This is a genomic window from Luteimonas huabeiensis HB2 (assembly GCF_000559025.1).
GTDB lineage: Bacteria > Pseudomonadota > Gammaproteobacteria > Xanthomonadales > Xanthomonadaceae > Luteimonas > Luteimonas huabeiensis.
The window spans coordinates 1-20,410 of the sequence record NZ_JAAN01000045.1 but is presented as its reverse complement, the minus strand read 5'-3'; the positions used below and the strand labels follow the sequence as shown (position 1 = coordinate 20,410).

General features: G+C 70.7%; 15 protein-coding genes. 11 read left to right on the top strand and 4 right to left on the bottom strand.

From position 1 onward, the window contains the following. The first annotated feature begins 59 nt into the window (after positions 1–59). The 6 genes from Z164_RS0117770 (at position 60) to Z164_RS22670 (ending at position 10,161) form a co-directional block, all read left to right on the top strand. A complete protein-coding gene (locus Z164_RS0117770; protein ID WP_024892025.1) occupies positions 60–911 on the top strand; it encodes a lysophospholipid acyltransferase family protein in 852 nt (283 codons plus the stop codon). Continuing rightward, positions 901–1,902 carry a YheT family hydrolase gene (locus Z164_RS0117765; RefSeq protein WP_024892024.1) on the top strand — a complete coding sequence of 334 codons (1,002 nt, stop codon included), beginning with the start codon at positions 901–903 and terminating at the stop codon, positions 1,900–1,902. Before Z164_RS0117770 ends, Z164_RS0117765 begins: the two co-directional genes overlap by 11 nt. 82 nt (positions 1,903–1,984) lie before the next feature. Continuing rightward, positions 1,985–4,060 (top strand): tetratricopeptide repeat protein, encoded by a 2,076-nt coding sequence (locus tag Z164_RS0117760; RefSeq protein ID WP_024892023.1) that lies wholly within the window; start codon positions 1,985–1,987, stop codon positions 4,058–4,060. A gap of 14 nt (positions 4,061–4,074) precedes the next feature. Continuing rightward, positions 4,075–4,689: a YbhB/YbcL family Raf kinase inhibitor-like protein gene (locus tag Z164_RS0117755; protein WP_024892022.1), complete on the top strand. Its 615-nt coding sequence runs from the start codon at positions 4,075–4,077 to the stop codon at positions 4,687–4,689. A 169-nt stretch (positions 4,690–4,858) separates the two neighbouring features. Then, complete coding sequence (locus Z164_RS21540; protein ID WP_152541037.1) at positions 4,859–9,775, top strand: RHS repeat-associated core domain-containing protein; 4,917 nt, start codon at positions 4,859–4,861, stop codon at positions 9,773–9,775. Then, complete coding sequence (locus tag Z164_RS22670; RefSeq protein WP_152541034.1) at positions 9,772–10,161, top strand: hypothetical protein; 390 nt, start codon at positions 9,772–9,774, stop codon at positions 10,159–10,161. Before Z164_RS21540 ends, Z164_RS22670 begins: the two co-directional genes overlap by 4 nt. A gap of 248 nt (positions 10,162–10,409) precedes the next feature. Here Z164_RS22670 and Z164_RS23140 read toward each other — a convergent pair whose 3' ends face one another. From Z164_RS23140 to Z164_RS0117730, 3 genes are all read right to left on the bottom strand, one after another. After that, positions 10,410–10,733 (bottom strand): IS481 family transposase, encoded by a 324-nt coding sequence (locus Z164_RS23140; RefSeq protein ID WP_024892021.1) that lies wholly within the window; start codon positions 10,731–10,733, stop codon positions 10,410–10,412. A gap of 259 nt (positions 10,734–10,992) precedes the next feature. Continuing rightward, entirely contained in the window at positions 10,993–11,820 is an 828-nt protein-coding gene (locus Z164_RS0117735; RefSeq protein WP_024892020.1) for a DUF4377 domain-containing protein, read from the bottom strand. Between the two features lie 103 nt (positions 11,821–11,923). Beyond that, positions 11,924–12,721, bottom strand: coding sequence for an undecaprenyl-diphosphate phosphatase (locus Z164_RS0117730; protein ID WP_024892019.1), 798 nt, complete (start codon positions 12,719–12,721; stop codon positions 11,924–11,926). A 234-nt stretch (positions 12,722–12,955) separates the two neighbouring features. On the opposite strand from Z164_RS0117730, the gene glnA reads away from it, so the two are divergent. The 4 genes from glnA (at position 12,956) to Z164_RS0117710 (ending at position 17,470) form a co-directional block, all read left to right on the top strand. Next, a complete protein-coding gene (glnA, locus tag Z164_RS0117725) occupies positions 12,956–14,365 on the top strand; it encodes a type I glutamate--ammonia ligase (protein WP_024892018.1) in 1,410 nt (469 codons plus the stop codon). A 643-nt stretch (positions 14,366–15,008) separates the two neighbouring features. Beyond that, a complete protein-coding gene (locus tag Z164_RS0117720; RefSeq protein WP_024892017.1) occupies positions 15,009–15,347 on the top strand; it encodes a P-II family nitrogen regulator in 339 nt (112 codons plus the stop codon). Further along, positions 15,331–16,692 (top strand): ammonium transporter, encoded by a 1,362-nt coding sequence (locus Z164_RS0117715; RefSeq protein WP_052338515.1) that lies wholly within the window; start codon positions 15,331–15,333, stop codon positions 16,690–16,692. The genes Z164_RS0117720 and Z164_RS0117715 overlap by 17 nt, the downstream gene beginning before the upstream one ends. Positions 16,693–16,771: 79 nt before the next feature. Further along, complete coding sequence (locus Z164_RS0117710; RefSeq protein ID WP_043690805.1) at positions 16,772–17,470, top strand: response regulator transcription factor; 699 nt, start codon at positions 16,772–16,774, stop codon at positions 17,468–17,470. Here Z164_RS0117710 and Z164_RS0117705 read toward each other — a convergent pair. Continuing rightward, positions 17,455–18,831 (bottom strand): sensor histidine kinase, encoded by a 1,377-nt coding sequence (locus Z164_RS0117705; protein ID WP_024892014.1) that lies wholly within the window; start codon positions 18,829–18,831, stop codon positions 17,455–17,457. The genes Z164_RS0117710 and Z164_RS0117705 overlap by 16 nt on opposite strands. Positions 18,832–19,042: 211 nt before the next feature. Between Z164_RS0117705 and Z164_RS0117700 the strand changes: the two genes are divergently transcribed. Further along, a partial coding sequence (locus Z164_RS0117700) for an ESPR-type extended signal peptide-containing protein (RefSeq protein ID WP_269079020.1) occupies positions 19,043–20,410 on the top strand: 1,368 nt, incomplete at its 3' end.

Here is a 20,410-nt window from a genome sequence, read left to right as displayed (position 1 = left end):
TTCTGGCCCATAATCGCAGCCCCTTCCGGCGAATCCTGAATGGCCGGCCGCAGCGATCGATGAAGCCCCCATCCTCTACCGCCGTCTCCGCCGGTCGCGGCGCGCGCGCGCTGCGCTACGCCTGGCGCGTGCCGCTGCTGCTGTGGCACGTGCTGGTGCACCTGCCGGTGGTGCTGCTGGCGATCCTGCTGCCGGTGGGCCGGATCCGGGTCGCCGGCGGCGAGCGCCTCGACCACCGGATGATCCGCGCCTGGCAGGGCGGGCTGATGCGGGTGTTCGGCTTCCGCGTGCGCCGGGTCGGCACGCCGCTGCCCGGCGCCACGCTGTTCGTGGCCAACCACGTCAGCTGGGTGGACATCGTCGCCCTGCACAGCCAGCGGATGATGGGCTTCGTGGCGAAGAAGGAAATCGCCGGCTGGCCGGTGGTCGGCTGGCTGGCCGCGCGCGGGGAGACCATCTTCCACCAGCGCGGCAACCAGGAATCGCTGGGCGGCGTGCTCGAGGAAATGCGCGCGCGCCTGCGCGAGGGCCGGTCGGTCGGCGTGTTCCCCGAGGGGCGCACCCGCGACGGCCGCGAGATCGGCCCCTTCCACGCGCGCATCTTCCTGGCCGCGGTGGAGGCGGGCGTGCCGGTGCAGCCGGTGGCGCTGCGCTACGGCGCGCACGGCGAGGCGCAGACCGTGGTCGCGTTCGGCGCGCGCGAAAGCTTCGCGGCCAACTTCCTGCGCCTGCTCGGCGAGCCGTCGCGCTCGGCCGACATCGTGTTCCTGCCGCCGGTGCTGCCCGGCGACGCCGAGGGGCGCCGGCGGATCGCCGAGGTCGCGCGCGAACGCATCCTGGAGGCGATGGGCCAGGCGCCCGGCCGGCGCCCCCGCCGCGCGCAGGAGCGGGCCGAGGCGGATGCGGGCTAGCCCGTCCGCGCCCCCGGGCGTCTACGCGCCGCCGCGCTGGCTGCGCAATCCGCACCTGCAGTCCGCGCTCGGCACCAGTCCCTGGCGCCGCCGCCGCGGCGCGCAGGCGCTGGCCGCCACCGGCGCGGTCGCCACCGAGCACCTGTTCGACGGCGGCGACGGCGTGCGCCTGCTCGGGCTGCACAGCGCGCCGCCCGGCGGCGGCGCGCGCGGCCTCGCGCTGCTGCTGCACGGCTGGGAGGGCAGCACCGAGTCGAGCTACATGCGCTTCACCGCCGCGCACCTGCTGCGGCGCGGCTACGAGGTGGTGCGGCTGAACTTCCGCGACCACGGCCCCACCCACCACCTCAACGAGGAACTGTTCCACTCCAACCGCATCGACGAGGTGGTGCAGGCCGCGCTCGATATCGCCCGCCGCTTCCCGGCGCGGCCGCTGGTTGCGGCCGGTTTCTCGCTCGGCGGCAACTTCGCCCTGCGCCTGGCGCTGCGCGCGCCGCAGGCCGGCCTGCCGCTGGCCGCGGTGGCGGCGGTGTGCCCGGTGCTCGATCCCGCGCTGACCCTGGTGAAGATGGAGGAGGGGATGCCGCTGTACCTGCGGCACTTCGAGCAGAAGTGGCGCGAGTCGCTGCTGCGCAAGCGGGCCCTGTTCCCCGAGCGGCTGCAGGTGGACGACGCCACCCTGCGCCTGGGCATGCGCGAGCTCACCGAATGGCTGGTGCTGCGGCACACCGATTTCGGCTCGCTGGACGCCTACTTCGCCGGCTACGCCATCGCCGGCGACCGGCTGGCCGCGCTGCAGGTGCCCGCCCACGTGCTGACCAGCGAGGACGACCCGGTGATCCCCGCCGACGGCTTCCGCGCGCTGCCCGACCACCCGCTGCTGCGCATCGAGATCGCGCGCTGGGGCGGCCACTGCGGCTTCCTGGAGAACGCGCGCCTGGACGGCTACGCCGAGCGCTGGGTGGCCGCGCGCCTGGACGGCGCGCGGTAGCGCGCTCGCCCGCGTCGAGCCGGGCCGCTTCCGTACAATGGCCGGCCCGGCCGCCCGGCCGTCGCCTGCGGATCCGCACCCGATGCACGACCCGATTCTCGACGCCCTGCGCCGCGGCGCCCACGACGAGGCCGCGGCCGCCGCCCGCGCCGTGCTGGAAACCCACCCCGACGACGTGCGCGCATGGGAGCTGCTGGCCTCCGCGCAGCGCGCCGGCGGCGACCACGCCGCGGCGCTCGACAGCTTCGACCGCGCCATCGCGCTCGCGCCCGAGGACGCCAGCCTGCATTTCCAGCGCGCCGCGGCCCTGCTCGGCGCCCGCGACCTGGAAGGCGCGCAGGCCTCGCTCGCGCGCACCCTCGAACTCGACCCCAACCGCTTCGGCGCCTACATCGTGCAGGCGGAGCTGGCGATCGCCCGCGGCGACCTCGACGAGGCCGAGCGCCTGGCGACCCTGGCCGCGCGCCTCGGCGAAGGACACCCGGCGCTGTCCACCGTGCGCGGCATGATCGCGCTGCGCCGCGGCGAGTCCGATCGCGCATTGTCGATCCTCTCGCAGGCCGCGCAGCGCGCGCCCGACGATCCGCAACTGCTCAACGCGCTCGCCTTCGCCTACATCGCCAAGGACCACCTGGCCTTCGCCGAGCAGACCCTGCTGCGGCTGCTGCGCCTGTCCCCGCAGGCGCTGCCCTCGCGCCGGCTGCTGGCCGAGATCGTGCTGCGCCAGGGGCGACCGGAAGACGCCGCCCGGCAGATCGCGCCGGCGCTGGAAGGCGCGTCGCCCTCGCCCGAACACCTGCGCTTCGCCGGCGCGCTGGCGCTGCGGCTGGGCCGCGCCGGGCAGGCGGTCGCGCATCTGAAGCGGGTGCTGGCCGCCACGCCGGAGGACGTGGTCGCCATCGACCTGCTGCTGCGCGCCTGGCAGGCGCTGGGCGACCGCGACGACGCCTGCGCGACCCTCGACGCCGCGCTCGCCACCGCGCCGCAGGTCGCGGCCCTGTGGCAGGCGCGGCTCGGGGTGGAGCCGGACGCGGCCGCCGCGCGCGCGCTGGTCGAGCGCTGGCTCGCGGCCATGCCCGATTCGCCCGCGCCGCTGCAGGCGCGGCTGAATCTCGAACTCGCCGCCGGCGCCGCGGCCGACGCGGAAGCCACCGCGCGCGAGATCGCGCGGCGGGCGCCCGACGACCCGCGCGCGCACTCGCAACTGCTCGACCTGCTCACCGCGCGCGACCCCGAGGCCGCGATCGCCTACCTGCGCGAACTGGAGGCCGCCACCGCGGCCGGCGACGAAGCGCGCCGCCGCCAGCTGCAGGGCTGGACGGCGATGGCGCACGAGAACGCCGGCCATCACGACGAAGCGGTGGCGCACTGGGCGCGCATGCACGCCGACTGGGCCGAGCGGCTGGTCGCGCTGCCGGCCTGGTCGCCGGCCGACGCGCCGCGCGCGGCCCGGGCCGAACCGGCCGCCGGCGCGCCGCGGCTGATGTTCATGGCCGGCCTGCCGGGCTCCGGCCACGAGCACGTCGGCCGCCTGCTCGACGGCGTGGTCGGCGCCTTCCGCGCCGACCGCCTGGGCGCATCGCCGCCGCGCGACCCCATGCAGAACCTGCATACCGTCGGCCGCCTCCTGCGCGGCGAGACCACGCCCCGCGCCGTCCACGACGAGTGGCGCGCGCAGCTGGCCGCACGCGGCGCCGCCGACGGCGCGCTGATCGACTGGCTGCTGTGGTGGGACAACGCCCTGCTCGACGTCACCCGCGCCCACCTGCCGCATGCCGAACTGCTGATGGTGATCCGCGACCCGCGCGACATGCTGGTCAACTGGCTCGCCTTCGGCTCGCCGGTGCCGCTGCGGCTCGGCACGCCGGAAGAAGGCGCGGCCTGGCTGGCGCAGGGCCTGGAGCACGTCGCCGCGCTGCTGGAGCAGGATCTGCAGCCGGTGCGCGTGCTGCGCACCGACGACGCCGTCAACGATCCCGCCGCGCTCGCGCTGTCGGTCGGCGAGGCGCTGGGCGTGGCCCTGCCCGCGCCGCCGCCCGATCTGTTCGGCGGCCGCCGCTTCCCCGCCGGGCACTGGCGCCGTTATGCCGGGTCGCTGGCCGGCCCGTTCGCGACGCTCACCCCGGTCGCGGTACGGTTGGGCTATCCGGACCACTGATCGAGGACACCACCATGCGCATCCGCAGCGACAGCTTCGAACGCGGCAAGCCGATCCCCGCCGATTTCGCGCTCGGCGCGCCGCAGGGCTTCGGCGGCAACCGCAACCCGCACCTGGCCTGGGACGGCGCGCCCGAGGGCACGCGCTCGTTCGTCCTGCTGTGCATCGACCCGGACGCGCCGACGCGCCCGGAGATGGCCGGCCAGGCGGGCGTCGAGATCCCGTCCGAGCAGCCGCGCACCGACTTCGTGCACTGGGCGATGGCCGACATCCCGCCCGACGTCGCCGAGATCGCCGCCGGCAGCTTCAGCGACGGCTTCACCCGCGGCGGCAAGGCCGCGCCGCCCGGGCCCGCCGGCGCGCGCCAGGGCCGCAACGACTACACCGGCTGGTTCGCCGGCGACGCCGAGCTGCGCGGCACCTACCGCGGCTACGACGGTCCCTATCCACCGCCCAACGACCTGCGCGTGCACCGCTACTTCTTCCGCGTGTTCGCGCTCGACGTCCCGCGCCTGGACCTGCCCGACGACTTCGGCGCCGCCGAGGTCTTCGCCGCCATGCACGGCCACGTGCTCGCCGAAGCCTCGGTGCACGGCACCTATTCGTTGAATCCGAAGGCTGGCGCCTGAGCCAGCGGGGCGGGCGCGGTCGAGCCCATTGATCGCCTCCGTCCCCATTCCCGAGCCGCCCAGGACCGCATAGACTGCCTCGACGGCGCACGACGCCGTTGGGGGACGGCCCTCGGGCCGAACACGGAAGGCCGGCGCCATGCGCCGGGGAACAATCAGGGGCTTGGGAATGGCGATCGACGCTTGCGCCGGCGGGACGGCGCGTGGGGCTGTGGGGGCAGGGACGAAGTGGGAGAAAACGCGGGGCCGCCGACTGGCGGTATCCCTGCTCGCCGGGATCGTGGCGGGCCATGCGCTGGTCCAGGACGTCCGAGCGGACGCGCGAGAGAACTTCTACAAGGGGCCGGTTGCCGTTTACTACCTCAACAACGGCGGAGGTGGCGGCGGTAGCGGTGGCGCGGGAGACGGATCCATCAACACCCTGGAGACGGTTGTCGCTCAGGGAACGCGTTACATATCGTTTCCGACGTCGACGGCCCTGTTCTGGTCCAATACGCCGAGCGGCTTAGGCACGACGTTCTCCGGTAGCTCCGGATCGAGCGCGCAGGAAGACACCAAGGACAAGCGCGATCCCTCGCCCTGCGAGGCCGACCAGGAGCGCTCCGGCAATCCGGTGGTGCTGTCCACCGGCAACAAGGTCGAGCACGAGCTCGACTTCGCCGCCGGGGGCGAGATGGGCCTGTACCTGGAGCGCACCTACAACCATTTCTGGAGCGCGACCGGTCTGTTCGGCCGGCACTGGATCAGCAACCTCGACTATTCGCTCGCCTCCTCCAATGGCGGCCGCTGGCTCTGGGCGCAGCGCCCGGACGGGCGGCGCATCAAGTTCATCCTCAATGCGCAGGGCGACCGCTGGCTGGAAGAAAAGGCCCATCCGGTGGCCTATGTGACCCGGGAGGCCAACGGCGACTACCTGCTGCACAGCGAAACCCATGAGATCGAGCGCTACAACGCCGACGGCTACATCCTGCAACGCAGGAACGAGCAGGGCATCGCCTGGAACTTCCACTACCAGGGCAAGTTCCTGCAGGAAGTGGTGCATACCTCCGGCAAGCGCATCGCGCTCACCTGGCAGGACCGCCAGCTCGTGCGCGTCACCGATCCGGGTGGTGCGGTGTACGCCTACACCTACGACGCAAACGTTTTCGGCAGCGGTCGCGGCCGCCTGGCCAGCACCACGCTGCCGGGCAGCCCCGCGACCACGATCCGCTACCACTACGAGGACAGCCGCCGGCCCGGCGCGCTCACCGGCAAGTCGATCGGCGGCGTGCGCTATTCGACGTTCGCCTACGACGCGCAAGGCCGCGCCGTTCTCAGCGAGCACGCCGGCGGGGCCGACCGCCACACCTTCAGTTACGCGATCGAAGCGGTGGAGCAGGTCGCGCCACCGCCCGCGCCGCCGCCGCCGGGCGGCTTCGTTCCCGGCGTCGACGATCCGGGCCGCGGCTGGTGCGAGTACCAGCCCGGCACCGGACAGGTGTGCTATCAGCCGCGCAGCGAAACCGGCCCGATCGTCGCGCCGATGTCCACGGGTACGACCAAGCCCCGGCCGGTCCGCCTTCGGGTGACCGAGACGAATCCGCTCGGGCGCAAGACCGTGCACCTGTACGAGGACGGCCGCAAGGTCTCGGTGACCGGCGAGGCCTCGCCCAATTGCCCGGCCTCCTATCGCGAACAGACCTACGATGCCAACGGCTACCGCGACATCGTCAGCGATTTCGAGGATCGGCTGACCGACTTCGACTACAACCCGCGCGGACAGCTGCAGCGGGTGGTCGATGGGGTCGGGACGCCCGCTGCCCGCACGACTCAGTACCAGTGGGACGAAGCTCGCAACCGCATCCTGCGCGAGACGCTCGTCGGCCGTCAGGAAACCACCTACGAATACACCGCCGACGGCCGCGTCGCGGCGGTTTCGGTCAAGGACCTGACTTCGCACGGCCAGACCGGGCAGATCCGGCGCACCACGTACAGCTATACCCGCCATGCCAACGGCATGCTGGCATCGGTGACCGAGCGCGGTCCGCTGGGCACCCCGGAGTCGGTGACGATTTACCGCTACGACGCGCTCGGCAACCTGCTCAGCGCCGAGAACGGCCTGGGCCACAAGACGACTTACTCGGCCCACAACGGTCTCGGGCAACCGGGTCGCGTGGTCGGCCCCAACGGCGAGGCGACCGAATACGTCTACGACGCGCGCGGCCGCGTCCTCAGCCAGCGCAACTGGCCGGAGGGCACGCTGGTCGAGACGCGCTACGTCTATGGCGAATCGGGCCTGCTGGAATCGGTGGAGCACCCCGACGGGCAGCGGACGGTCTACGCCTACGACGCCGCGCGGCGCCTGGTGGCGCAGTCCACCCGGCACGGCAGCGGCTACGCGGTGCGGCAGACCGTGTACAACGCGATGTCGCTGCCGATCGAAGAGCGCGTCGGCAGCGCGGCGGCGCCACCGGGCTCGGTCGTGACCGGCATCATCGACGGGGTGACCGGCGACGAGGCCAACGGATATTCGATCGGCGGCTGGGCCTGCTCGCTGTACTCCGACGCGTCGATCGACGTGCATGTCTACGCCGGCGGCCCCGCGGGCAGCGGTACCGGCGTGCTGGCGACGACGGCCAACCTGTCGAGCGAGTCGGCGGTCGCACGCGCGTGCAGCGCCTCGGGCAACGCCTATCGCTTCCGCATCGGCATCACCCGGGCCATGCGCGAGCAGCACGGCGGCAAGGCCATCCACATCCACGGGATTTCGCCGATCGGTGCGGGCAATCCGACGATCGCCCGGTCGGGGCAGTTCAAGATCCCGGCGCTGCCCAGCGCTCCCCCGCCGGCACCACCACCCCCTCCGCCGCCGCCACCACCTCCGCCACCGCCGGAACCCCCCTGCGGTCCCGGCTACACCTGCGTCCCCCGGGGCGGGGGCGCGGTACTCGCCCCGTTGGCGGTGCAGCAGGTCACGCTGTCCGACGTCGTCTACCGCAGCTACACCGACTACGACGAACTCGGCCGGGTCCGCGCGCGCCGCGGCAACAACGGCCAGCGGATCGCGTATACCTACGACGGCAACGGCAACCTGCTGACCACGACCGACGCGCTCGGCCGGACGTCGACCCTGGCCTACGACGCGCTCGGCCGCGTGGTCCGCGCCGTCGACGCCGCAGGCGGCGTGACCACGTTCGCCTACGATGTCCAGGATCACCTGATCCGCGTCGTGGACCCGAAGGGCAACGCCACCACCTACGAGTACGACGGCTTCGGCCAGCTTCGGCGCCAGAACAGCCCGGATACCGGCACGACCACGTTCGCGTACGACGCCGCGGGCCTGCTGACGGCCATGGTCCGGGTCGATGGCAGCGCGCTGAGCTACCAGTACGACGGACTGGGGCGGCCGACCCAGATCGGCAGCGGAGCGGAGGTGCGCACCTTCAGTTACGACGGTTGCGAGCATGGCGTCGGGCGCCTGTGCGTGGCCGCCTATCCTGGTGGACAGCGCAATTTCGGCTACCGGCCCGATGGCCGTCTTGCGGCCACGCGCGACCTGGGACTGGGCAGCAACGACTACACCTCCTATGCCTACGACAGCCTCGGCCGGCTGGGCGGTATCGCGTATCCGAGCGGCGTAGCGGTCGGCTACGGCTATGCCCAGGGCCGACTGGCGCTGGTGCAGGCGCTGATCGGCGAGTCCAGCCTGGATGTGGTGCGCGACATCCGCTACTCGCCCACCGGCGCGGTGCTGCAGTGGACGCATGGCAACGGCGTGCCGCAGACCAGCGAATACGACCTCGATGGTCGGCTCACGAGTCGAGTGGACACCAGCGTGATCGGCCACAGCTACGACTACAACGCCGCCGACGAGATCGTGCAGATCCTGGACTGGGGGCGCCCGCGGAACAGCCGCACGCTGTCTTACGACGTACTCTCGCGGCTGGTGCGCGACGAGTCGCAGGTGGGCAACCAGGCGTTCGAGTACGACCCGAACGGCAATCGGACTCGCCACCATTGGCATCACCCCGAGCCGTACCTCGTGGACGCCGGCAGCAACCGGCTGCTGGCGACGGACATCGCTTTCAGCCACGACGGCCGAGGCAACCGTGCCACGCAGTCGTGGGGCGGCTCGACCGCGACCTACGGCTACGACGCGTTCAACCGCCTGAAGACACTGCACCGCGACGTTGCCAGCACGTACCTGAGCCCCAACTACGAAACGCGCACCTATCCGGCGGGCACGACCACGTACACGGTGAACGCCCTGGATCAGCGGGTGGCCAAGAGCGGCCCGCTGGGCAGCAGCCGGTTCGTGTACGCGGGGCAGAACACGCTGCTGGCCGAATACAGCGACGGCAAGTGGTCGAGCTACCTGTGGCTGGGCGGCACGCCGGTGGGCTTGGTGCGGGACGGCCAGCTGTACCACCTGCACAACGACCATCTTGGCCGCCCGATCGTGGCGACCGACAGCGCGAAGGTGCACCGCTGGGTCGCGTCGAACTTCGCGTTCGACCGCCGGGTGGACCGCGACACGATCGGCGGTCTGAACCTGGGACTGCCCGGGCAGTATTTCGACGCGGAGAGCGGGCACTGGTACAACGGTTTCCGCGACTACGACGGGCGGACCGGGCGCTACCTGCAGTCGGACCCGATCGGGCTGGCGGGTGGGTTGAATACGTATGCCTATGTGGGGGGGAATCCCATGTCGCGCATTGATCCGCTCGGCTTGGCACCCGCGTCGGGCGCGATGGCGGATTGTTTGGAGCAGACTTTTGGTGAGTCAGTCGCTGGCGTGAACGTCAGAAATAAGACTGTCGTCAACAACGATTTCATAACGACACGAAGGAACTCAATCCGTCTTCCGCCTACCTTATCAGTCGATGAGTTCTTTTCTGATCACAGCTTGGTTCTGCATGAGTACTACCATGTTCTGCGGCAGTGGAATACAGGTGAGTTGTCTCGCAGGGCTTATGCGGCAGAGTTCATGCGGAATGGATCAGCAGATGGAAACCGCTTCGAGGATGCTGCAAATGCGTTTTCTAAGAACCATGCCCAGGCGCTCAAGGACTGCCTGCAACAGAAGAAGGAGGAGTGCAGCAAATGAAGATGGCGCTGCCAATTTTCATGGGCGGATTGATGGTCACGGGATGCACGGCCTTCGGTGGCGATATGATTATTCGGGTGTCTGGCTCAGTGCCAGCGCCGGGGTTGGCGGATAAACAGGGTGAGCCGTGCCAACTTGGCATGGTTTCAGCCGAGACGGGTGAGCAGTCGCCAACAAGGGATATCCCTGCTGACTTCTCTACAACAATGATGGTTGTTGCTGGCCCGAGGCCGAAATCCTACTACTTCGTGGCTGAATGCGAAGATGGCCGCAATTTTCGCTCGGATGAAGTCACCATCAGTAGCCGTAGCTCATACAGCAGGAAATTTGATCTGGGAACGCTTGTCGAGAACGACCCTAGTTCAACGATGATGCAGGAACCGTAGGGCTGGTCTTGATCTGCCACGCTGCGCTGTAAGAACACCGAAGCTCCGCACGGTGCGGGGCGTACAAGTTGAGTAATTACCCGACACTGGGCCGTCGGTAGCGGCGGTCAGGCGATGAGTTTCTCAGCTTCGTTTTCGGTTGTCTGCTCGGGCTCTGGAACGATCGGTGGCAGGGCCTTGCGCTTGAGCGCCTCGCGCAGGGCTTGAGCCGGCGTGCGGCTCTTGAGGAGGTAGCCCTGATGGCTGCGTTAGAGGTTGTAGTAGCGCAGGAAGGTATCGAGGTCGCGCTGGATCTCGGTGGGGGTGATGTACCAGGTCTGGCGCCCTGCGACGCGGAAGCACTCGTCCAGCAGCGTACGGTTCATGCGCTCGACGAATCCGTTGGTGCGCGGGGTGGCGATCTTGGTAGTGCGATGCTCGATGCCCTCCAAGGCCAGCAGCAGCTCGTAGGGATGGCTGTCGGGCTTTCCGCAGAACTCGCGGGCGTTGTCGGTCAGGATCGCCCGCACCGGCACGTCGAGCGCCTCGTAGAACGGCAGCACGCGCTCGTACAGGGTATCGGCGGCGGTCACCGGCGTCTTGCTGGTGTAGACCTTGGCGAAGGCCAGCGAGAGCTTGCGCTTGGTGCGCTGGGATTAAGCGGACATCTGGGTTCTCCGGCTCGGTTTGGACGGTGTGGTAACCGCCAATCTACTGAAGACCCAGGTGTCCGCCCCTCAGGAAGCTATGAGGGGGGCGGACTGTCGGATAAATACTCAACACAAACACACTGTCTCACGCTCCGTGCGCAAAGGCATGCGTGGCGTATAACGGATTGCGATCCCGTACCTACTACCGAACCGCCTCCGTCTCCACCGTCATGTCCAGCACGTAGGCGGACGACGAGGCGTCGGCGGGGGCGTCGGGGCGTTCGAAGCGCTTGAGCCGCAGCACGTTGCGCACGCCGGGTTCGTGGGTATAGCCCTCGATCTCCTCGTACAGGGGCCGCCACTCGCCCGGCTCGCCCACTCGCAGGCCCTGGCCGTCGTAGCGGACGTCGCGCACCTGCAGGCAGCGGTGGTCGGGGATCAGCGGGTGCTGGCAGGCCACGCGCTCCGGTGCGATCTCCAGGAACACGATTTCGCCGGGGCCGCCGTAGCGGGTTTCGGCGGTGGGCTCGCCGATGAAGACCAGGGTGCCCTGCGTGCCGGCCAGCGTGAGCTGCGGCGGGCGGTCGCCAGCGGCGGGCTCGCGGCGGATCTCGGCACTGCCTTGCAGGGCGTCCGCGGCGGCGGTGTCCAGCGCCATCAGCCGGGTGTCGGCGCAGGCCATCTGGGTGCTGACGAACTGCTGCACGCGCAGGGTGTCGCCTTCCACGGCGTAGGCTGCGCTGCCGCGGTTGCAGCCGCCCGACAGTCCCAGGTGGCCGTTCGCGAAGTCGATGGTGAGCGGTTCGGCGCCGTCCACGAACAGGGCGTCGAGACGACGGCCGTGCGCATCGTGCGCTTCGGTCAGCCGCCAGTGGTAGGCGGACAGTTCGGGCGTCGCGCGCTCGGCGGTCCGCGGGCCCGGGGTCGCGGTCTCGGTGGACGGGGCGTCCGCGGGCGGATCGGCCGGGGATTCGGCCTGGCAGGCGGCGAGGGCGAGGGGCAGGGCGGCGATCAGGGCGAGGCGGCGCATGCGCGTCTCCGGGACAGGGGCGCGTGCGAACGTATCAGATGCGCGCGTGGGGTTGCGCGCGCCGGCTGCGGCCTCGGCGTCGGCCGGCGGAATTGCGGGGCGATCAGCTGCCCGAGGGCATGAACAGCAGCAGCAGGCCGCCGAGGGCGATGCGGTAGAGCGCGAAGCCGGTGTAGCGGTGCTGCTTGATGTAGCCCAGCAGCCACTTCACCACCACGAAGCCGGTCGCGCTGGCGGCGAGGAACGCGACCGCGACTTCGTCCCAGGCCTCGCCGGCCAGGCCCTGCTCGGCCCACAGTTCCAGGAAGGCATAGCCGCTGGCGGCGAACATGGTCGGGATGCCGACCAGGAACACGAATTCGGTCGCCGCCGAGCGCCGCGACAGCCCCGCCAGCATCGCCATGAAGATCGCCGCCGCCGAGCGCGAGGTGCCGGGGAACACGCCGGCCACCACCTGCGCCAGGCCGACCAGGATCGCGACCTTCCAGGTGACCGAGGCGCTGTCGTCGCCGCGGCGTTCGGCCACGCGCTCGGCCATGAGCATCCACAGCCCGCCCAGCACCAGCGCCCAGGCGATCGGGGTCACCGTCTCCGGCAGTTCCCAGCCGGCCAGGCGTACCGGCAGGCCGACCACTGCGGTCACCAGGAACGCCACCGCCAGCTTCATCGCGTAGTCGCGCTGGTCCGGCTGGTGCAGGCCCGTCGCCAGGCGCCACAGCCGCTGCCGGAACACCAGGGTGACGGCGAGGATCGCGCCGGCCTGGATGACGATGTTGAAGAAGTCCGAGCGCGCGCCCAGCCAGTGCTGGGCGATCAGCAGATGCCCGGTGCTGGAGACGGGGAGGAACTCGGTGAGGCCTTCGATGATGCCCAGCAGCAGGGCGGAGAGCAGGTCGGACACGGGCGGGCAGGCGGGGAGCGAGGCGCAAGGATACGCGACCGGCGAGAACGGGACCCCGCGGGCCGGGTGCGCCGCCTTGCACCTTAGTGGTGCGGGGCGCGCGCAATGGTGCACCGCTCTTGTGCAAATGTGCGCCGGAGAGCTCCCGTGCGCTCCTGAAATCAACGACTTGCGGTTGGCACGGGGATTGCTTGTCTTCCTGCGCCATTCCCTTCCCCGGAGCTCGAGTTCCCGATGTCCATCGACAACGTCGAAAAGCTGATCAAGGATCACAAGGTCGAATTCATCGACCTGCGCTTCGCCGACATGCGCGGCGTGCAGCACCACGTCACCTACCCGGTGTCCATCTTCGAGCCCGGCCTGTTCGAGGAGGGCAAGATGTTCGACGGCTCCTCGATCCCCGGCTGGAAGGGCATCAACGAGTCGGACATGGTGCTGTTGCCCGACGCGGGCAGCGCCTTCATCGATCCGTTCACCGCCGATCCCACCCTCAACATCGTCTGCGACGTGCTCGACCCGTCGACGATGCAGTCCTATTCGCGCGATCCGCGCGGCGTGGCCAAGCGCGCCGAGGCCTACCTGAAGTCCTCCGGCATCGCCGACCAGGCCTTCTTCGGCCCGGAGCCCGAGTTCTTCGTCTTCGACTCGGTGCGATTCGGCGTGGAAATGGGCCACACCTTCTTCCATGTCGATTCCGAGGAAGCGCACTGGAATTCCGCCAAGGAGTACGAGGGCGGCAACAGCGGCTACCGTCCGACCATCAAGGGCGGCTACTTCCCGACCCCCCCGGTGGACTCCCTGCACGACCTGCGCGCGGAGATGTGCAAGACGCTCGAGCAGATCGGCATCGAGGTCGAGGTGCACCACCACGAGGTCGCCAACGCCGGCCAGTGCGAGATCGGCACCAAGTTCAACTCGCTGGTCAAGAAGGCCGACGAGCTGCTGGCGATGAAGTACGTCATCAAGAACGTGGCCTTCCGCAACGGCAAGACCGCGACCTTCATGCCGAAGCCGCTGGTCGGCGACAACGGCTCGGGCATGCACGTGCACCAGAGCCTGGCCAAGGGCGGCACCAACCTGTTCAGCGGCGACGGCTACGGCGGCCTCTCGCAGACCGCGCTGTGGTACGTGGGCGGCATCTTCAAGCACGCGCGCGCCATCAACGCGTTCGCCAACTCCACCACCAACAGCTACAAGCGCCTGGTGCCGGGCTTCGAGGCGCCGGTGATGCTCGCCTACTCGGCGCGCAACCGCTCGGCCTCGTGCCGCATTCCCTACGTGGCCAATCCCAAGGCGCGCCGCATCGAGGTCCGCTTCCCCGATCCGATGCAGTCCGGCTACCTGATCTTCGCCGCGCTGATGATGGCCGGCCTGGACGGGATCAAGAACCAGATCGACCCGGGCGGCCCGAGCGACAAGGATCTCTACGACCTGCCGCCCGAGGAGGAGAAGGGCATCCCGAAGGTCGCGCATTCGCTCGACCAGGCGCTGGAAGCGCTCGACCAGGACCGTGCCTTCCTGACCGCCGGCGGCGTGTTCACCGACGACTTCATCGACGGCTACATCGACCTGAAGATGCAGGAGGTGACCAAGTTCCGCGCGGCCACCCATCCGCTCGAGTATCAGCTGTACTACACCGTCTGACGCTGCGCCGGTACCCGGGCATCGGCCATTTCCCCCGGCCGCTGTCCGGACCGGCGCGGGGCACCGGACGGGTGCGCGTTCCTCGCCCGTCCGCGTGCCCGCACCAGTCCATCGCTTGATCCGGGGGAACACGGCTCGCGCAGGGCGCGATCCGTGCGGACTGCAGCTTCGTGGCGCCGGCGCCTGCGCGGGCCGGCGCCACGAGGATGCACCGGGCCGGGACGCCCCAAGACCAGGCACCATCCGGGACAGAGGCGGTCGGCCCGCCCGGACGATGCACGCGACACTTCCACGCGGTGCGCCAGCGCATCGCGACGACCGGGGGGGTTCCATCGCACGGGGAGCCTGCATGCAGCCACGTCGATCCGAGCGCGCCTCGCCCGCGGCCTTCGGGGTGCGGCCCGGCATCCGCTCGCCACTGGCGATCGCCCGCCGCGTTCCCCGGCGATCCGCAGCGTCGTGCCCGACGCACGCCGCGTCGCCCGTCCGCCGGGCCGCGAATGGCTCCGGCAGCCCGCCGCCGCGCGCTGCGCGCGCCACCGCCGGCCCGCACCGGTCGCCCGATCCCGCCACCACCGCCCGTCTCGCCGCCGCCCGCCGCCGGCGCCGCGGCGCGATGCCCGCATTCCAACGGAGGACTTCCATGAAACTGATCACCGCCATCATCCGGCCGTTCAAGCTCGACGAGGTCCGCGAGGCGCTCGGCGCGGCCGGCGTGACCGGCCTCACCGTCACCGAGGTCAAGGGCTTCGGCCGCCAGAAGGGGCACACCGAGCTCTACCGCGGCGCGGAGTACGTGGTCGATTTCCTGCCCAAGCTGAAGATCGAGTGCGCGGTCGCCGACGACACCTTCGACGCCGCGATCGAGGCCATCGCCAAGGCCGCAGGCACCGGCAAGGTCGGCGACGGCAAGGTCTTCGTCACCTCGCTCGAGCGCGTGGTGCGCATCCGCACCGGCGAACTCGATGCCGACGCCCTCTGACCGCCAGGAGAACCGACCCATGAGCCTTCCGACCCCTTCCGGCGTCGCCCTGCGCGCGCTGACGGCCGCGTTCGCGCTGTCGGCCAGCGGCGCCGCCTTCGCGCAGGATGCCGCCGCGGCCGCGGCCCCCGCGTTCGACAGCGGCAACGTCGCCTGGATGCTGACCTCGACCCTGCTGGTGCTGCTGATGGTGGTGCCCGGCCTGGCGCTGTTCTACGGCGGCATGGTGCGGCAGAAGAACGTGCTGTCGGTGCTGATGCAGGTGCTGGTGGTCTACTGCGTGGTGATCCTGGTGTGGGTCGCCTACGGCTACAGCGCGGCGTTCACCGACGGCAACGCGTTCTTCGGCTCGTTCACCGAGAAGGCGTTCCTGCGCGGCATCGCCGCCGAGACCGACGCCGGCGGGCTGCCCGAATTCCTGTTCGTCGCCTTCCAGTCCACCTTCGCCGGCATCACCACCGCGCTGGTGGTGGGCTCCTTCGCCGAGCGCATCAAGTTCACCGCGGTGCTGCTGTTCGCGGTGCTGTGGGTGACCTTCGCCTACCTGCCGATGGTGCACATGGTGTGGAGCGGAGAGGGCGGCTTCCTCGCCCATCGCGGGGTGATCGACTTCGCCGGCGGCACCGTGGTGCACATCAACGCCGGCGTCGCCGGCCTGGTCGGCGCCTACTTCCTCGGCAAGCGGCTGGGCTACGGCCGCGAGCCGATCAAGCCGCACAGCGTGCCCTTCACCTTCGTCGGCGCCTCGCTGCTGTGGGTGGGCTGGTTCGGCTTCAACGCCGGCTCCGCGCTCGCCGCCGACGCCAGCGCGTCGCTGGCGATGCTCAACACCATGGTCGCGACGGCGGCCGGCGTGGTCGCCTGGAGCCTGGTCGAGGCGATCGCCAAGAAGCGGCCCTCGGCGCTGGGCGGCGCCTCCGGCGCGGTCGCGGGCCTGGTCGGCGTCACCCCGGCCGCCGGTACCGTCGGGCCGATCGGCGCGATCGTCATCGGCCTGGCCGCCGGCGCGCTGTGCGTATGGGGCGTCAACGGCCTCAAGCGCCTGCTGCGCGCCGACGACAGCCTCGACGTGTTCGGCGTGCACGGCATCGGCGGCATCGTCGGCGCCCTGCTCACCGGCGTCTTCAGCGCGCAGTCGCTCGGCGGCACCGAGGCCGGCCTCGCCATCGGCGCGCAGGTCTGGGTGCAGCTGGTCAGCGTGCTGTTCACCGTCGGCTGGTGCGCGGTGGTGACCTCGCTGGCGATGCTCGTCGTGCGGCTGCTGGTGGGCCTGCGGGTGTCGGAGGAGGACGAGCGCCAGGGCCTGGACATCGTCTCCCACGGCGAGCGCGCCTACGAGGGCTGAGGCGGGCGATCGGGCGGCGCGGCCACCGCGCCGCCCGATCTGCGCTAGCATCGGCGGCCCGCCGGCTCCTGCCCGAGACATGAAGCTCCCCGCCGCCCATTCCGCTCTGCGCGTGGTCGTTCTGGAAGACGACGCGATGCTGCGCGACGGCATCCTGCTGCCGGGGCTGCGGCGGTTCGGCTTCGATGCCGAGGGGCTGGGGACCGCCGCGGCGCTGGAGCGCCGCGTGCGCGCGGGCACGGTGGATCTGGCGGTCGTCGACGTCGGCCTCCCCGACCGCGACGGATTCAGCATCGCCCGGGACCTGCACGCGCACCACCACCGCATCGGCGTGGTGATGCTGACCAGCCGCATGGAAACGCAGGACAAGGTGCGCGGGTTGAGCGAGGGCGCGGACGCGTATCTGACCAAGCCGGTCGAGATCGATCTGCTCGCCGCCACCCTGCACAGCGTCTCGCGCCGGCTCGGCGGGGAGGCGCCGCAGCCGACGATCCGCGATTGGGCATTGTCCGCGGACGGGTGGCGGCTGATCGCCGCTTCCGGCGCCGCAGTGGCGCTGACCGCCAGCGAGCGCAAGCTGTGCGCGAAGCTGTTCGAGCGGCGCGGGCTGCTGGTCGAGCGGGAGGAGCTGATCGCCGCGCTGACCGACCAGGTGTACGAATTCGACGCCCACCGCCTCGACTCGATGATCCACCGGCTGCGAAGCAAGGTGCTCAAGCGTTGCGGCGTGCCGCTGTCGCTTTCCGCGGTGCACGGGCACGGCTACATCCTCGCCTGATCCCGGCCGCCGGTGGCGCCGGCCAGCGGCAGGCGGACCGCGAACGCGGTGCCCGTGCCGGGCTGGGACGCCACCGAGATGTCGCCCCCGGCCTTGCGCACCAGGTCGTGCACCACGGCCAGTCCCAGCCCGGTCCCGCTCTCGGCCGGCTTGGTGCTGAAGAACGGCTCGAACACGCGCCGGAGCACCGCCTCCGGCATGCCGGGGCCGTCGTCGGCGATGTCGATGCGGACCATCGCGCCCTCGCGGCCGATGCGGATCGAGAACCGGCCCTCGCCCTCGATGGCATCGCGCGTGTTGGAGGCGAAATTGAGCAGCATGAGCTCGAATTCGCTGCGGTCGAACTCGATCGGCGTGGGCATCGGCGCAGGCTCGATCCGCAGCGCGATGCCGGCATCCAGCAGCTGAACCAGCATCGGCCGCAGCGCCTGCGCGGCGTCGGAGGCGTCGAAGCGCTCGGGCTGGGCGCGGTCGGGGCGGTTGAAGCGCAGCAGCCGGCGACTCGTGGCCATGCCGCGCCGCGCCGCCGCCTCGACCGCTTCGAGGCCGCGTTCCAGCTGCATCGCCCGTTCGCGATCGCTGCCGGCGTCGTCGTGATGGCGCTCGGCGGCGAAGCCGGCGATCACCGCGAAGATGTTGTTGACGTCGTGGGCGACGCCCGCGGCCATGCGTTCGGTGATTTCCTTCTTCTGCGCATGGATGAGCTGCGCATGGGTGCGCTCGCGCTCGCGCATCTCCGCCTCCAGCCGCGTGCCGCGGGCGTTGGATTCGCGCAGGCTTTCCCGTAGCGCCTCGGTGGTACGGTCGATCAGGATCGCGACCAGCAGGTAGCTGAAGGCGGTCTGCGGCACGTTGTAGAACGCCCGCAGGGGGGTGTCGGCGAACAGCGAGAAAGCATCGCGCAGGGCGCCGATCGCGACGACGGCCAGCAGAACCGCGAACACCGTCCACAGCGTCCGCCGCCCCAACACCAGGCCGCTGAGGATCAGCACCAGCATCTGCGCGAGCTGGTCGGGCAGCTGGCGCTCGAATCCGTTCGCCGCGGCGTTGACGCACAGCATGACCAGCAACACCACCAGCAGCATCCGCACCGCTGGGCGGAACCGGCCGCGGCGGATCATGCGCACGCCCACCAGCGCGAGCATCGCGATGCCCAGGCTGAAGCCGAGCGAGATCGCCAGCTGCCACGGGAACGGCCCGCGGCTCAGGACCGGCCACGACACCGCCAGCCCGAACAGCAGCATGGCCGGGATCGTGATCGCCAGGAACAGCAGCAGCGCCTGGATCACCCGGGCGTTGCGCCTGTCCACGGCGTCGGGAATGGGCAGCCGGTCGAACCAGCCGATGAGGGCCTTGAACATCGTCGCGCCTGCCGGCCTGGGTCGGTGAGAAGCCGGTGATCTTCCGGCGAGAGGGTGCGGGTGACAAGCCGCCGACGGGTTTCGTACGGTCGCCGGCGGGGATGGCCCTACCTGTTCTCGGTGACAGGGCCAAGACACGGACGCTGATGGCGCGGATTCCGATCCGCGGCAGGCGCCTGCTCGTTTTCAAGTCATGCTGGAGAGCTTCTCGATGAACAGAATCTACAGGGTCCTTTGGAACGCCGCGCTGGGCCGGATGGTGGTGGCTTCCGAACTCGCCGGCGCCCGCCGCGGCCGCCGTACCTGCGCGACGATCCTGGTCGGCGCGCTCGCGGTACCGGCGCTCGCGCACGCGCAGGCCACCGCCGTCGGTGCCGACGTCCACGAGGCGGCCGGCAACGCGACGCCGGCGGCGGCGGATATGGCCTACTACTTCCAGGCCAGCGGCAGCGCCGACAGCGACGCGGGCGCCTGGGTCGAAGGCGACAATGCGCTGGCCGCGGGCGAGGCGGCCTCGGCGATCGGCGACGGCACCACCGCGCTGGGCGGCGGTGCGGTGGCCTATGCCGAATCGGCGACGGCGGTGGGCAGCGACAGCCTCGCCCTGGCGGATTCGTCGACGGCGCTCGGCGGCGCGCTGCGGGTGGATTACAGCCAGGGCAATCCCTACGGCGTCGTGCTCGACCAGCAGACGCTGGCCGGCGGCCTGGCGGCCACGGCGCTCGGCGCCGGCGCGCAGGCGCATGGGGATTTCAACACCGCCATCGGCGCCGGCAGCGAAAGCGAGGGCAAGTCGGCCGTGGCCATCGGTGGCATCGCCGACTTGCTGGAGGATCAGCTGGGCAGCGGCTTCGCCGGCCAGGACCTGCGCAGCACGCGGGCGTCGGGCCGGTTGGCCACGGCGCTCGGCAGCGGCGCGCAGGCCACCGAGTACGCCGCGACCGCCATCGGCGGGCTGGCGGAAGCCACCGGCATCCGTTCGGTGTCGATCGGCTACGCGACGCAGGCGACCGGCTACGACGCCACGGCGATCGGCGATCGCGCATCGGCGGAGGCGGATTTCACCACCGCGATGGGTTCCGGGGCGCGTGCGCTGCGGCAAGGCGCGGTGGCGCTGGGCAGCAACAGCAACGCCTGGGCCGAGGGTTCGACCGCCGTGGGTAACGGTGCGATGGCCAACAACCAGAACAGTACCGCGATCGGCGTCGGCTCCTGGGCCGCGGGTCGAAACAGTCTCGCGATCGGCCAGGCGACCGTCTGGAACGGCTACTTCTGGGGCGAAGGCGATCCGATCCTGTATGTGGACAGCATCGCGATGGGCACCGGCGCGGAGGTGCACGGCTCCGATTCGATCGCCCTCGGCTCCCGCGCCATCGTGGGCGTGCAGGAGGACAGCGGGCTGTGGGCGCCGGTGGACGGCGCGGTCGCGCTCGGCGCCGGCTCGCTGGCCGATCGCGACAACACGGTCTCGATCGGAGACGCCTCGAGCGGGCTCACCCGGCAGATCGTCAACGTCGCCGCGGGCACCGAGGACACCGACGCGGTGAACCTGGAGCAAATGCGCGCAGCGGTCGCGAAC